Source organism: Streptomyces sp. NPDC104096 (genome assembly GCF_055584385.1).
The window spans coordinates 1-14,170 of record NZ_JBVJMD010000011.1 but is presented as its reverse complement, the minus strand read 5'-3'; the positions used below and the strand labels follow the sequence as shown (position 1 = coordinate 14,170).

Sequence of the window (14,170 nt, the reverse complement as noted above, 5' to 3'; positions counted from 1 at the left end):
GCACTCCTCAGGTCAGGTGGGGCGCGACCTCGGCCCCGAACGCCTGTATCTGGTCGACGAGTTCGGTGCGGCTCCGGCTGCGGAACCGCACCTGGACCTGGTGCACGCCCATCGCCGGGTAGGCCCGCAGCGACTCGGCGAGGGCCTCGGGGCCGCCGGTGAGGGTGCGGCGTCCGACCTCCCAGCCGGGCGTGCCGACGTACAGCGGCTCGGTGATCGCGCCGACGGTGAGCGGCTGCGCGATCCCGGCCTCCGCGCGCAGCCGCCGCAGCCGGTCGATCCGGTCCGGCAGCCGGTCCCTCGGGTCGCCCTGCGGAAGCCAGCCGTCGCCCTTGACCGCGGCCCGGCGCACGGCCGCCGGCGACGAACCGCCGACCCACACCGGCACCCGCTCCTGCACGGGCCGGGGGCGCTGCCCGAGCCCCTCGAAGTCGTGGAACTTCCCGTGGTGGGACGGGAACTCGTCCGGTCCCAGGGCCGCCCGCAGCGCGTCGATCGCCTCGTCGAGCACCGCTCCGCGCTGCCCGAAGTCCACCCCGAGCGCCTCGAACTCCTCCCGTACGTGTCCGGCGCCCACTCCGAGGATCAGACGGCCGCCCGAGAGGTGGTCGAGGGTCGCGTACTGCTTGGCGGTCAGCAGCGGGTGGCGCAGGCCGACGATCGCGACATGGCTGAGCAGCCGGACGCGGGTCGTGGCGGCGGCCAGGTAGGCGAGGGTGGCGACCGGGTCGTACCAGACCGTGCCCATGGCCGGGGCCAGGCGGCGCGGCACGGCGACGTGGTCGCAGGTCGCCAGGTAGGCGAAACCGGCGCCCTCGGCGGCGCGGGCGAGGGCGAGCAGGTCCTCGGGCCCGGCGGCCGCCTCCCAGGGTTCGGCGTAGAGGGTGCTCTGGGACTGGACGGGCAGCTGGATGCCGTACGCCAGGGCCGCGCCGCCGTCCGGGGGCGTCATACGGCGCCGCCCGGGCCCTGCCACAGCCCGGCGTCCGTCAGCCCCAGCAGGTCGATCGCGTTGCGCCGGACGATCCGCTCGACGACGTCCGCCGCCAGGTGCCCCATCTGGGCCTCGCCGACCTGCCTCGACTTCGGCCAGGTGGAGTCGGAGTGCGGGTAGTCCGTCTCGTACAGGACGTTGCCGACCCCGATCGCGTCCAGGTTCCTGAGCCCGAAGGCGTCGTCGAAGAAACAGCCGTGGACGTGCTCGGCGAACAGCTCGGACGGCGGACGGTGGACCTTGTCGGCGACGCCGCCCCAGCCGCGGTTCTCCTCCCAGACGACGTCGGCGCGCTCCAGGATGTAGGGGATCCAGCCGATCTGGCCCTCGGCGTACATCACCTTCAGGTTCGGGAAGCGTTCGAACTTGCCGCTCAGCAGCCAGTCGACCATCGAGAAGCAGCAGTTGGCGAAGGTGATGGTGGAGCCGACGGCGGGCGGGGCGTCCGCGGAGGTGGACGGCATCCGGCTGGAGGAGCCGATGTGCATCGCGACGACCGTGCCGGTCTCGTCGCAGGCCGCGAGGAACGGGTCCCAGTCGTCGGTGTGCACGGAGGGCAGGCCGAGGTGCGGGGGTATCTCGGAGAAGGCGACGGCCCGCACGCCGCGGGCGGCGTTGCGCCGTACCTCGGCGGCGGCGAGTTCGGCGTCCCACAGCGGGATGAGGGTGAGCGGGATCAGCCGGCCGCGCGCCTGCGGCCCGCACCACTCCTCCACCATCCAGTCGTTGTAGGCGCGCACGCACAGCAGGCCCAGCTCGTGGTCACCGGCCTCGGTGAAGGTCTGGCCGCAGAAGCGCGGGAAGGTGGGGAAGCACAGCGCGGACTGGACGTGGTTGACGTCCATGTCGGCCAGGCGCTGAGTCACGTCGTACGAGCCGGGCCGCATCTGCTCGTAGGTGATCACCTCCAGCTTGATCTCGTCCCTGCTGTAGCCGACGGCGGTGTCCAGGCGGGTGAGCGGGCGGTGCAGGTCCTCGTAGATCCACCAGTCGCCGAGCGGCCCTTCGTCGCCGCGCTCGCCCATGACGGGCTTGAAGCGGCCGCCGAGGAAGGACATCTCCTTCAGCGGCGCGCGCACGATCCTCGGCCCGGCGTCCAGGAACTTCTTCGGGAGCCGGTCCTGCCAGACGTCGGCGGGCTCCACGGTGTGGTCGTCCACGGAGATGATCAGCGGAAACGTGCTGTCGTGGGTGTCCATGGCGCCCACGGTAGCGCTGATCTGACGGGTCGTCAGCTATGCGGTACGGGGCCCCTGGAGCCCGTGACCGTGCGGAGAGGCTGTGAGGGCCTTGTGGGAACCCGTGCGCACGACGGTCGCGTCTCTGTGATCGGCGTCTCGCCCGGCTGACGCATCCACCATGAACAAGGCAAACTGGCCTGGTTGTTGAGGCTGCCTAGGGAGACCCCGATGGACGACGGCGTACCGCGCGTGCCGGAGCAGCGGCGCCCGGACTCCGGTGAACTGCCGGCGGCGCTGCGCTTCGGCCTGCTCGGACCGGTGCGCGCCTGGCGCGGCGCGGAACCGCTCACCACCGGCTCCCCCCAGCAGCGCGCGCTGCTGGCCGCCCTGCTGCTGCGCGAGGGCCGTACGGCGACGGCGGCCGAGCTGATCGACGCGCTGTGGGGCGAGGAACCGCCCTCGCAGGCGCTGGCGGCGGTACGGACGTACGCCTCCCGGCTGCGCAAGGCGCTCGACCCCGGGGTGCTGGTCAGCGAGTCCGGCGGCTACGCGATCCGCTCGCCGGGCGCGGGGGCGCTCGACCTGGCGGTGGCGCAGGACCTGGCGGCCCGGGCCGAGAAGGCGCGGGGCGCCGGGGACCTGGGCCCCGCGCGCGAGACGCTGGACCGGGCGCTGGCCCTGTGGGACGGGGAGACGCTGGCGGGGGTGCCGGGACCGTACGCGGAGGCACAGCGGGTCCGGCTGGAGGAGTGGCGGCTGCAACTCCTCGAGTCCCGGCTCGACATGGACCTGGAGCAGGGCTGTCACGCCGAGGCGGTGTCGGAACTGACCGCCCTGACCGCGGCCCACCCGCTGCGCGAGCGGCTGCGCGAGTTGCTGATGCTGGCGCTGTACCGCAGCGGGCGGCAGGCGGAGGCGCTGGCCGTGTACGCGGACACCCGTCGGCTGCTCGCCGAGGAACTGGGCGTCGACCCCCGGCCCGGTCTGCGCGACCTCCAGCAGCGGATCCTGCGGGCCGACCCCGGCCTCGCCGAGCCGTCGGCGCCCATGGCGGACCCCGCCTCGGCGGCGGTGCGCCCCGCCCAGCTCCCGGCGACCGTGCCCGACTTCACCGGCCGTACCTCCTTCGTCGCGGAGCTCGGCGAGGTGCTCACCTCCGCAGAGGGCCGGGTGATGGCGGTGTCGGCGCTGGCCGGGATCGGCGGTGTCGGCAAGACGACGCTGGCCGTGCACGTGGCCCACCAGGTCCGGCCGGCCTTCCCGGACGGGCAGCTCTACGTCGACCTCCAGGGCGCGGGGGCGCGGGCGGCCGAGCCGGAGACGGTCCTGGGCTTCTTCCTGCGGGCCCTGGGCACCGCCGACTCCGCGATCCCGGACTCGCTGGAGGAACGCGCGGCCCTGTACCGCTCGGTGCTGGACGGCCGCCGGGTCCTGGTGCTGCTGGACAACGCCCGCGACGCGGCCCAGGTACGGCCGCTGCTGCCGGGCACGGAGGGCTGCGCGGCGCTGGTGACGTCCCGGGTGCGGATGGTGGACCTGGCCGGCGCGCACCTGGTCGACCTGGACGTCATGTCCCCCGACGAGGCGCTGTCGCTGTTCACGAAGATCGTGGGCGAGGAGCGGGTGGCGGCGGAGCGCGAGGCCGCCCTGGACGTGGTCGCGGCCTGCGGCTTCCTGCCCCTGGCGATCCGCATCGCGGCCTCCCGCCTGGCGGGCCGCCGCACCTGGACGGTCTCCGTCCTGGCCGCGAAGCTGGCGGACGAACGCCGCCGGCTGGACGAACTCCAGGCGGGCGACCTGGCGGTCAAGGCCACCTTCGAACTCGGCTACGGCGCCCTGGAGCCGGCCCAGGCCCGGGCGTTCCGGTTGCTGGGACTGGCCGACGGCCCGGACATCTCGCTGGCCGCGGCGGCCGCGGTGCTGGATCTGCCCGCGCAGGACACGGAGGACCTGCTGGAGTCCCTCGTCGACACGTCCCTGCTGGAGTCGGCGGCACCCGGCCGCTACCGCTACCACGACCTCGTCCGGCTCTACGCGCGTGCCTGCGCGGAACGCGACGAACAGCCGCCCGGCGAAAGGACCGCGGCCCTGTCGCGGCTGCTGGACTTCTACCTGGCGACGGCAACCCGGGTGTACGCGATCGAACGGCCGGGGGACCGGACGGTGAACCATCTGGAATCGACCGGGTACGCCGCGCAGGAGTTCAGCGACGACACGAAGGCGCTGGACTGGCTGCACGCCGAGGCTGCCTGCATCCTCGCCTGCGTCCAGCAGTCCCTCGCCCCACGCACCCTGCGCCGCGCGGTCGACCTGCTGCTCGCCGCCAAGGACCTGGCGGAATCCGGGGCGAGCTCCCTGCGCTACGAGGCCGCGACCCTCGCGACCCGGGACACCGCGGCCGCGCTGGGCGACGCGCACGCGGAAGGGCGCGCACGCACCACGCTGGCCCAGGTCCTCAGCCGGGCCGGGCGCTTCGACGAGGCCGGCGTCGAGGCGGAGGCGGCCATCGAGCTCGGGCGCCGGACCGGCGACCCCTGGACGAACGGCAACGCCCACAACGAACAGGGGATCATCGCCAACTGCCTCAACCGGCGCAGTCTCAGCGAGGCGCACCTCCTGGAGGCGATCAACGCCTTCCGGGCCGACGGCAACCGGCCGGGCGAGGCCAGCGCGCTGTGCAACCTCTCCCGGGTGCTCGTCTCCCTGGAACGCGTCTCCACCGCCATCGACCTGGTCCGCGAGGGCATCGCCATCTACGACGAGCTCGGACTCACGTTCCGTCTCGCCAACGCGCGGTACGCCCTCGGGATCGCCCTCGGCCATGCGGGACGGCAGGACGAGGCACTGACCGAACTCACCCAGGCGCTGGAGATGTTCGTGGTGAACCGCCAGCGCCTGTGGGAGGGGACCACGTACTTCCGGATCGCGCAGGTCCATCTCTCCGCCCGCCGCCCGGCCCAGGCCGCGCAGCTCGCGGAGCAGGCGCTGACGACCGGGTGCATCGGCGGGGAGTGGATGCGCGCCAACATCCTGACGCTGCTCGGGCGCTCCCTCCAGGGACTGGGCCAGCTGGACCGGGCGCGCGCGTGCTGGCGCGAGGCGCTCACCATCCACGAAGGGGCGGGTGCACCCGAAGCCGCCGAACTGCGCCGCCTCCTGGCTCCGGCCGCGGTGGCCTGACGCGGCCGAGCGGGGCGTTCATCGAACGTTTATGACCGGCTGTCAGTCTCAGGTCATCGATCCGCCGTCTCGGGGGAGGGGCGGATCGGGTGGATCACCCGGATAGGGTGAACGCCCTGGCGCGCCCGGTCGGCAACCCACGGGGGAGTTGCCGGGCGGGCACTGCCGAACAAGCACCATCACAGGGGAGTTCACAGACATGAGCGACACCGAGAAGGCCGAGATCGCCGAGGACGTCACGACCCTCGACAGCCACATGCCGGTACCGCCCGCCGACGGCATCGTCACCACGATGGACAGCCACATGCCGGCACCGCCCGCCGACGACGCCGTCACCACGATGGACAGCCACATGCCGGCACCTCCGGCCCTGGACCTGGACGGCAAGTAGCAGAACCCGTCCCACGGGGGGTCGGCCGCGGCGGCGCGGAGGGGAGCCGCCGCGGCCGAGGTGTGTCTACGCGCGCCGGCGCAGCTCCCCCTTCACCACCTTGCCGCTCGCGTTGCGGGGCAGGTGCGGGACGAACTCCACCGTTCTCGGGACCTTGTAGTTCGCCATCTCCCGGCGGGACCAGGCGATGAGGTCGTCGGTCGTGAGGTGTGTGCCGGGGCGGGGGACCACGAAGGCCTTGCCGACCTCGCCCAGCCGGGTGTCCGGGACGCCGATCACCGCGACGTCCGCGATGTCCGGGTGCAGGCCCAGCAGTTGCTCGATCTCCGCCGGGTAGGCGTTGAAGCCGCCGACGATGAACATGTCCTTGAGGCGGTCGGTGATGCGCAGGTTGCCCGCCGCGTCCAGGACGCCCACGTCACCGGTGCGCAGCCAGCCGTCCGCCGTGAGGACCTCCGCGGTGGCGGTCTCGTCCTCGTAGTAGCCGCGCATCACGTTGAAGCCGCGGACCAGCACCTCGCCCGGCTCCCCGGGGGCCGCGCCCGCCACCCGCACCTCGGTGCCGGGGACGGCCCGGCCCGAGGTCGACGCGATGACCGACGGCGCGTCGCCGCGGCGGCACATCGTGACGATGCCGCTGGCCTCGGACAGCCCGTACGCGGTCAGGACCGTGTCCACGCCGAGCTCGCCGCGCAGGCGTTCCACCAGCCGCAGCGGCACCACCGCGGCCCCCGTCACGACCAGGCGCAGCGCCGAGAGGTCGTGCGCGTCGCGGGAGGCGTGGTCCAGGAGGGACTGGTGCAGGGTCGGGGGGCCGGGCAGCACGGAGATCCGCTCCGCGGCGATGTTCGCCAGCACCGCGTCCACGTCGAACACCGGCTGGGGGACCATCGTCGCGCCCCGGGTCAGGCAGGCGATCACCCCGGCCTTGTAGCCGAAGGTGTGGAAGAAGGGGTTCACGATCAGATAGCGGTCGTCGCGGCGCAGGCCCGCCAGGTCGGCCCAGATCTCGTAGCCGCGCACCGTCTGCGCGTGGGTGATCACCGCCCCCTTGGGGCGGCCCGTGGTGCCGGACGTGAAGATGATGTCGGAGGGCATCGCGGGGGCCACCGCGTCCGCCCGCGCCCGCGTCTCGGCCGTCCCGACGCCCTCCCCGTCCGCCAGGAAGTCCTTCCAGGTGCGGAAGTCGGCCGGGGCGTCGTCCGCGAGCACCACCACCTGCTCCAGGGCGGGCAGCCCGCCCAGCGGCCCGGGGCCCTCCCCCGCCCCCGCCGCCCCGCGCAGCGCCGCCACGTACGAGGTGCCCAGGAACGTCCCGGTGACGAACAGCAGCCGCGCGCCGCTGCGTCGCAGCACGTCCGCCGCCTCCGCGCCCTTGAAGCGGGTGTTCAGCGGGACCAGCACCGCGCCCGCGGAGACCGCGCCCAGCGCGCAGACGATCCAGTCGAGGGTGTTGGGAGCCCAGAGGGCGACGCGGTCACCGGTGCGGACGCCGTTCGCCATGCAGGCGGCGGCCGCCCGTTCCACGCGCGCGCCGAGTTCGGCGTACGAGATCCTCGTCCGGCCGTCGACCACCGCCTCGGCGTCCGCGTACCGTCCGGCCGCCGTGCGAACCAGGCCCGGGATGCTGCGCCACTCCACCTCGCCGTGCGTCACGACCGTCCTCCCCACCCGATCCCCGTAGCTGACTACCCGTCAGATTAGTTGTAACCTGACGCCCTGTCAGCAGGTCGGTCCTCGTGCGGAGGTGCGTGCGGCATGACGGGAAGAGGCAAGCCGAGCGGGGCGGGGGCCGGGCTCAAGGACGCCACCGCGATCGTCGGGATCGGCGAGACCCCCTTCGCCCGGCAGCTCCCGGAGGACGAGCGGACCCTCGCCTGCCGTGCGGTGCTCGCCGCCCTGGACGACGCCGGGATCGCCCCCGGCGAGGTCGACGCGCTCGCCTCCTACACCATGGAGGAGACCGACGAGGTGGAGCTGGCCAAGGCGGTCGGCTTCGGCGACCTCACCTTCTTCAGCAAGGTCGGCTTCGGCGGCGGGGGTTCGTGCGCCACCGTCGCCCATCTGGCCGCCGCGATCGCCTGCGGACAGGCGAGCGTCGGGGTGGCCTGGCGCTCGCGCAAACGCGGCTCCGGGCCCCGGCCCTGGCGGAACACGACCGTCCAGCTCCCCACCCCGGCCCAGTGGACCCGGCCCTTCGGACTGCTGCGGCCCGTCGACGAGATAGCCATGCTGGCCCGCCGCTATCTGCACGAGTACGGGGCCGGCCGCGACCATCTGTTCAACGTCGCCCTCGCCTGCCGCAACCGGGCCAACCAGAACCCGGCCGCGATCATGTACGACCGCCCGCTCACCCGCGAGATGTACATGACCTCCCGGTGGATCAGCGAACCGCTCTGCCTCTACGACAACTGCCTGGAGACGGACGGCGCGCTGGCCTGTGTGGTCGTCTCGCGCGAGCGGGCCCGCGACTGCCGCCGCAAGCCCGTCTACGTCCACTCCGCCGCCCAGGGCCTGCCCGCCCAGCACCACGGCATGGTCAACTACTGGAACGACGACCCGCTCACCGGTCCCGCCTGGACCGCGGCCCGGCATCTGTGGAAGAACGCCGACCTCACCCCGCAGGACGTGGACGTCGCCCAGATCTACGACGCGTTCACCCCGCTCGTCCTGCTCTCCCTGGAGGGGTACGGCTTCTGCGGGCGCGGCGAGGGCGGGGCGTTCACGGAAGGGGGCGCCCTGGAGATCGGCGGGCGGCTGCCCGTCAACACCGGCGGGGGCGGGCTCTCCGAGGCGTACGTGCACGGCTTCAACCTGATCAACGAGGGCGTCAAGCAGCTGCGCGGCACCAGTACCGCGCAGGTCCCGGACGCCACCACCTGTCTGGTCACCGCAGGCGAGGGAGTCCCCACGTCCGCGCTGCTGCTGAGGAGTTGACCGGCATGCTGTCTCCCGTCATCGACCCCGACGGCGCCCCCTTCTGGCGCTACGCGGCCCAGGGCGAGCTGCGGATCCAGGCCTGCGCCGACTGCGGCGAGCTCCGCTTCCCGCCCCGCCCCTGCTGCCCCCACTGCCAGTCCTTCGGCACGCTCTGGCGCGAGGTCTCGGGGCGCGGGCGGATCTGGTCCTACGTCGTCCCCCATCCGCCGCTGCTGCCCGGCTACGCCGAGCAGGCGCCGTACAACGTCGTCGTCGTCGAGCTGGCCGACGCGCCCCGGATCCGGCTGGTCGGCAACCTGGTCGCCCGGGCGGGCGCGGCGCTGGGATCCCTTCCCGCCGACCGCGTCCGCATCGGGGCGCGGGTGCAGGTCGTCTTCCGCGACGACGGGCTCCCGCAGTGGGTCCTGGAGCGGCCGTGAACGGGGTGCGGGTCAGTGCGGACAAGGACACCGGCGTCGCCGTCGTCACCCTCGACCGGCCCGACCGGCTGAACGCCGTCGACCTCGACATGGCCGCCGGACTCGCCGCCGTGTGGCAGGAGTTCCGGTTCGACGACACCGTACGGGCGATCGTGCTCACCGGGGCCGGCGAGCGGGCGTTCTGCACGGGGCTGGACCGGGACGCGGTCGTGCCGCAGCCCGGGTCGCCGTACATGCAGGACGATCCGCTGCTGCGGATCGGGCCGAAGGCCAACGACCTGTGGAAGCCGGTCGTCGCCGCGGTGCGCGGGATGGCCTGCGGCGGGGCCTTCTACCTGCTCGGGGAGAGCGAGTTCGTGGTCGCCGACACGACCGCCGCCTTCTTCGACCCGCACACCACGTACGGCATGGTCAGCGCCTACGAGTCCGTCCTCATGGCCCAGCGGATGCCGTACGGGGAGGTGGCCCGGATGGCGCTGATGGGGAACGCGGAACGGATCGGCGCGCGACGGGCGTACGAGATCGGGCTGGTCAGCGAACTCACCCCGCCGGGGCAGGCGTTGGCGGCGGCCGTGCGCTGCGCGGGCGTCATCGCCGGGTTCCCGACCGAAGGGGTGCAGGGGACGGTGCGGGCGCTGTGGGCGGCCAAGGAGGCCGCCCGGGCGCAGGGATTCGCCCAGGCGCCGCACCTGATCGCGCTCGGGAACCTGCCGGCCGAGCGGCAGACCGGGCTGTTCCGGGCCCGGCGGCGCACCCACCGGACCCGCTGAGCACCGGAGCCGCCGCCGTCACCGCCATCGCCCGAGCCACCGAAGCCACCGCCGGGGCGCGGCCCGCCCGGGTGGGCGGTGCCGGGCCGGGGAGCGGTCAGGCCGTGCGGGCCGTGCCGGTGCCCTTCTCCGCGTCCAGCGCGTACACGCAGCGGTCCTTGCTGCACGCGTACACCACGCCGTCCTTCACCACCGGCGAGCCGGTGATCTCCCCGCCCGTGGCGAGCTTCCAGCGCAGCCGTCCGTCGTCGGCCTTCAGGGTGTAGAGCAGGTGGTCGGTGGAGCCGAAGTGGATACGGCCCTCGGCCACCGCGGGGGCGCCCACGATGTCGCCGCCCGCCTGGAAGCGCCACTTGGGTGTGCCGGTGACCGCGTCCAGGGTGTAGAGGCCCTTGCCGCTGCCGACGTGGACATGGCCCGCGGCCACCAGGACCGGCTCGATCGAGGACCGGGCCTCGGTGGCGATGCGCCAGCGGTCGCGGCCGTCGCCGGCGTCGAGCGCGTACACCGTGCCGAGGTAGTCGGCCAGGTACACCCCGCCGCCGGTGACCGCGGGGCCGGGCACGAAGGCGGGCGGGGAGAGGAACGCGGCCGGGGCCTCGAAGTGCCAGCGCACCCTGCCGGTGGCCACCTCGACGGCCAGCACCCGGGTGCCGGCGCAGAGGTACACATGGCCGTCCGGGGCGTGGGTGAGGCGCATCGGCACTCCGCCGCAGGAGGCGGCGTCGCCGATCGGGTACGACCAGCGCTCCTCGCCGGTGCGCGCGTCCAGGGCGCGCAACCGGGCGTCCTGCCAGACGTACACCGTGCCGTCGTGCAGCGCGGGGCCCGCCTCCGGCGACTCGAAGTCGCTCTGGCAGCCGGTGATCTCCCACAACCGCCGGCCGGTGGAGGCCTCCCAGGCCTGCACCCCGCCGCCGCGCGTGCCGGTGACGACCGTGCCCCGCTCGGCCTTCAGGGAGTACACCCAGGCGTCCGTGGACAGCCGCCACAGGTCGCCGCCCTCGCGGGCGTCCAGGGCGAACAGGGTGGGGCCGTCGGAGGCGTGGACACGGCCGTCGGCGACCGCCATCGACCAGGCCACGTCCCGGGTCTTGAAGCGGCGTCTGCCGGTCGCCACGTCCAGGGCGTGCACCTCGAAGGAGGTCACGTAGACCAGGTCGCCGGAGACCGCCGGGGTGCCCCACACGTCGTTGGACATGCGGAACCGCCAGGGGCGCCAGCCGGCCGCCGTCTCCGGGGGCGCGGGCGGCGGCGCGGGCACGACGGGGTCGGCGCCGTTGACGCCGGGGCGGGGTCTGGCCCAGGAGGCGACCAGGCCGGCCTCCGGCGGGGGCGCCTTGACCGCGGCGGCACGCGCGTCGGCGACCCGCGGTCCGGGCCCGATCGGCACCGCGGCCCCGGCCAGCCGGACCGGACCGTTGTCGGGGGCGCCCACGGGGGCCGGGCCGGGCGGCAGCGCCGGGACGGCCGGGTCGCGCGAGGGCGGCGGCGGCACCGGGGCGCGGCCCGCGCTGCGGGGGCCGCTCGCGGCCGGCTTCACCGGCGGGCGGCCGCCGCGGCGGGTCTCGATCAGGGTCACCGCCTTCTCGGGCAGCCAGGCGGACGCGGTGCCGCTGTCGTCGGAGCCGGAGCCGAAGAGGTGGGGGGCGAGCTGGGCCTGGAGGTCGGCCGGGTTCGGGCGGCCGGTGGCCTCCATCTGCATACAGGACTCGATGAGCGGGCGCAGCTCGTCCGGGAGTCCTTCGAGGTCCGGGCCCTCGCGCAGCAGCATGAAGACCGTCTCGACCGGGTTCGCCCCGTGGAAGGGCGGATGTCCGGTGGCGGCGAAGACCAGCATCGAGCCCAGCGAGAACACGTCGCTGGCGCCGGTGACGCTGCGGGAGTCCTTCGCCTGCTCGGGGGACATGTAGGCGGGCGTGCCGACCGCCACGTTCGTCATCGTCAGCCGGGTGTTCGAAACACCGGAGGCGATGCCGAAGTCGATCACCCGGGGGCCGTCCTCGACCACGAGGACGTTCGAGGGCTTGAGGTCACGGTGGACCAGCCCGGCGCCGTGGATGGACTGGAGCGCCTCCGCGACGCCCGCGGCGAGCCAGCGCACCGCCTGGGCCGGGAGCGGTCCGCACTCGTTCACTATCTCCTCGAGCGAGGGCGCGGGGACGTACGCGGTGGCCAGCCACGGCACCGCGGCGCGCGGATCGGCGTCCACGACCGCGGCCGTGTAGAAGCCGGAGACGGCCCGGGCCGCCTCCACCTCGCGGGTGAAGCGGACCCGGAAGAGCTGGTCCTCGGCGAGCTCGGTGCGGACCGTCTTGATCGCCACGCGCCGGCCGGACGCCGAGCGCGCGAGATAGACCAGCCCCATGCCGCCGGCACCCAGCCGTCCCAGCACCTCGAACGGCCCGATACGCCGCGGATCGTGCTGCGTCAGCTGATCCACCACTTGCCCTGCCACCTCCCCGTACGGGCCGCACCACCCACGTGTGCAGCGACCCCGTGCAGCGTCTCACCACCGCACCGCCGTGGCGGCACGCACCCTGATTCTTCCTGGCCCGGCCACAGGTTGCGAACCCGGGGACAATCAGGATGTCCGCCATGTTATTGGGGGATATCAGGGCAAACATCCGGCACTCAGCGTTCCAGCAACGCGAAGGACGCCCCCTGATTGTCGCTGACGACGGCCACCGTCCCGTACGAGGTGTCGAACGGTCCCGCCTGGACCCGGCCGCCGAGCCGCCGGACGGTCCCGGTCGCGGCCGCGCAGTCCTCGGCCCGGAAGTGGACGAGGAAGTGCGGCGGCATCTCGGCCGGGAAGACGTCGGCCACCGCGGCCCGGCCGAACTCGGGCTCGACCCCGGGAGCGAACAGGGCCTCGTGGAAGAGGGCGCCGTAGAAGGCGTTGGCGGCGGCCGTGTCGCGGGCGTAGAGCTGGACCCAGGCGAAGGTGCCGGGGGTGCCGCGGGTGCCGAAACCCGGGTAGGTGCCGGGCTGCCACAGACCGAACACCGCGCCCTCGGGGTCGGCGGCGAGCGCGGCGACGCCCAGGTCCCCGTCCGGCAGCGGCGCCCTGACCGCCTGCCCGCCGGCCTGCTCCACCCGCCCCAGCAGCGCCCGCACGTCCGGGGTCGAGAAGTGCACCGTCCACACCGTGGGCATCCGGCCGTCCGTCTTGTGCGACAGCGCGGCGACGGGATCACCGTCCTTGCGGGCCCACACCGAGGAGCCGTACGCGTCCTCGTACGTCCACCCGAAGAGCTCGCCGTAGAACCGCTTGCCCGCCTCCACGTCGGGAAGCTGCGCGTCCACCCAGCAGGGAACACCCTCCCGGACGCCCCCTCCGTACCCCGCTGCCCAGTTTTCGGCCATACCGCCAAAGTAACCGGGCCGCACGCACCCCGCAGACCAGCACATCAGCCCCCATACCCTCGCGCACCCCATTTGCAGTCGGCCGAATCGCGCTCCGATCACCCCTCGGTAAGCTGACGGCATGACAGGACAAGTGCGTACCGTCGACGGCCGCGTGGCCGGCCGGCGTGGGCAGGCGACCCGGCAGAAGCTGCTCGACTGCCTCAGCGAGATGCTCAGCTCCTCCCCCTACCGGGACGTCAAAGTCATTGATGTCGCCCGGAAGGCGGGCACTTCGCCCGCCACCTTCTACCAGTACTTCCCGGACGTCGAAGGCGCCGTCCTGGAGATCGCCGAGCAAATGGCCGCCGAGGGGGCCGAGTTGGCCGATCTGGTCGCCGGACGCTCCTGGGTCGGCAAGGCCGGCTGGCAGACCGCGCAGGAACTCGTCGACGGTTTCCTGGAGTTCTGGCGCCGCAACGACGCGATCCTCAGGGTCGTCGACCTCGGGGCGGCCGAGGGGGACAAACGGTTCTACAAGCTCCGGATGAAGATCCTGAACTCGGTGAACAACTCCCTGTCCGACTCGGTCGCCGAGCTCCAGTCCAAGGGCAAGGTCGACAAGGACGTCAATCCGGCCGCGGTCGCCGGTTCGCTGGTCGCGATGCTCGCGGCGGTCGCCTCCCATCAGAAGGGCTTCACGTCCTGGGGCGTCAAGCAGGCCGAACTCAAGCCCAATCTCGCGCTGTTGGTGCACCTGGGCGTGACCGGCAAGAAGCCGACGAAATAGCCCCGGCCCTTTTTCCAGGTACCGAGTCCTGTCAGGCAGGCGGCGGCCCACCCGGGGGGGCCCCCCCCGCCGCGCCAAAGGCGCCCCCAACCGAAGAGGCCGAAAAACCCCCACACCCCCCCCCCGGTACCCCCCGACGGCGGGCCGAGCCCCCCCC

General features: G+C 73.6%; 11 protein-coding genes. 6 read left to right on the top strand and 5 right to left on the bottom strand.

Annotated features, from left to right (window positions below; genetic code table 11):
* Positions 1-7 precede the first annotated feature (7 nt).
* Both ACZ60B_RS14415 and ACZ60B_RS14410 read right to left on the bottom strand, forming a co-directional pair.
* A complete protein-coding gene (locus tag ACZ60B_RS14415; protein WP_469386686.1) occupies positions 8-952 on the bottom strand; it encodes a TIGR03619 family F420-dependent LLM class oxidoreductase in 945 nt (314 codons plus the stop codon).
* The gene (locus tag ACZ60B_RS14410; protein ID WP_469386685.1) at positions 949-2,193 is read right to left on the bottom strand and encodes an amidohydrolase family protein; all 1,245 of its coding nucleotides are present in this window, start codon (positions 2,191-2,193) and stop codon (positions 949-951) included. The genes ACZ60B_RS14415 and ACZ60B_RS14410 overlap by 4 nt, the downstream gene beginning before the upstream one ends.
* Positions 2,194-2,403: 210 nt before the next feature.
* Here ACZ60B_RS14410 and afsR point away from each other — a divergent pair, with 210 nt between their 5' ends.
* Together afsR and afsS are read left to right on the top strand one after the other, a co-directional pair.
* Positions 2,404-5,355 carry an SARP-family global regulator AfsR gene (gene afsR, locus ACZ60B_RS14405; protein ID WP_469386683.1) on the top strand — a complete coding sequence of 984 codons (2,952 nt, stop codon included), beginning with the start codon at positions 2,404-2,406 and terminating at the stop codon, positions 5,353-5,355.
* Between the two features lie 199 nt (positions 5,356-5,554).
* The gene (gene afsS, locus ACZ60B_RS14400) at positions 5,555-5,746 is read left to right on the top strand and encodes a regulatory protein AfsS (RefSeq protein WP_469386681.1); all 192 of its coding nucleotides are present in this window, start codon (positions 5,555-5,557) and stop codon (positions 5,744-5,746) included.
* A gap of 66 nt (positions 5,747-5,812) precedes the next feature.
* On the opposite strand, the gene ACZ60B_RS14395 is transcribed toward afsS, so the two are convergent.
* Positions 5,813-7,387, bottom strand: a complete 1,575-nt coding sequence (locus ACZ60B_RS14395; protein ID WP_469387023.1) for a FadD3 family acyl-CoA ligase — start codon at positions 7,385-7,387, stop codon at positions 5,813-5,815.
* A gap of 117 nt (positions 7,388-7,504) precedes the next feature.
* Between ACZ60B_RS14395 and ACZ60B_RS14390 the strand changes: the two genes are divergently transcribed.
* Genes ACZ60B_RS14390 through ACZ60B_RS14380 form a run of 3 tightly spaced genes read left to right on the top strand, consistent with a single transcriptional unit; the run spans position 7,505 to position 9,875 of the window.
* On the top strand, positions 7,505-8,683 hold the full coding sequence (locus ACZ60B_RS14390; RefSeq protein ID WP_469386679.1) for a lipid-transfer protein: 1,179 nt from the start codon (positions 7,505-7,507) through the stop codon (positions 8,681-8,683).
* A 5-nt stretch (positions 8,684-8,688) separates the two neighbouring features.
* The gene (locus ACZ60B_RS14385; RefSeq protein ID WP_469386677.1) at positions 8,689-9,105 is read left to right on the top strand and encodes a Zn-ribbon domain-containing OB-fold protein; all 417 of its coding nucleotides are present in this window, start codon (positions 8,689-8,691) and stop codon (positions 9,103-9,105) included.
* Positions 9,102-9,875, top strand: a complete 774-nt coding sequence (locus ACZ60B_RS14380; protein ID WP_469386675.1) for an enoyl-CoA hydratase/isomerase family protein — start codon at positions 9,102-9,104, stop codon at positions 9,873-9,875. Before ACZ60B_RS14385 ends, ACZ60B_RS14380 begins: the two co-directional genes overlap by 4 nt.
* A 97-nt stretch (positions 9,876-9,972) precedes the next feature.
* Here ACZ60B_RS14380 and afsK read toward each other — a convergent pair whose 3' ends face one another.
* Positions 9,973-12,321: a protein serine/threonine kinase AfsK gene (gene afsK / locus ACZ60B_RS14375; RefSeq protein ID WP_469386673.1), complete on the bottom strand. Its 2,349-nt coding sequence runs from the start codon at positions 12,319-12,321 to the stop codon at positions 9,973-9,975.
* A gap of 188 nt (positions 12,322-12,509) precedes the next feature.
* Positions 12,510-13,244 (bottom strand): AfsK-binding protein KbpA, encoded by a 735-nt coding sequence (gene kbpA / locus ACZ60B_RS14370; protein ID WP_469386670.1) that lies wholly within the window; start codon positions 13,242-13,244, stop codon positions 12,510-12,512.
* Between the two features lie 133 nt (positions 13,245-13,377).
* Here kbpA and ACZ60B_RS14365 point away from each other — a divergent pair, with 133 nt between their 5' ends.
* Positions 13,378-14,013 carry a TetR family transcriptional regulator gene (locus ACZ60B_RS14365; RefSeq protein WP_469387021.1) on the top strand — a complete coding sequence of 212 codons (636 nt, stop codon included), beginning with the start codon at positions 13,378-13,380 and terminating at the stop codon, positions 14,011-14,013.
* Positions 14,014-14,170: the final 157 nt, after the last annotated feature.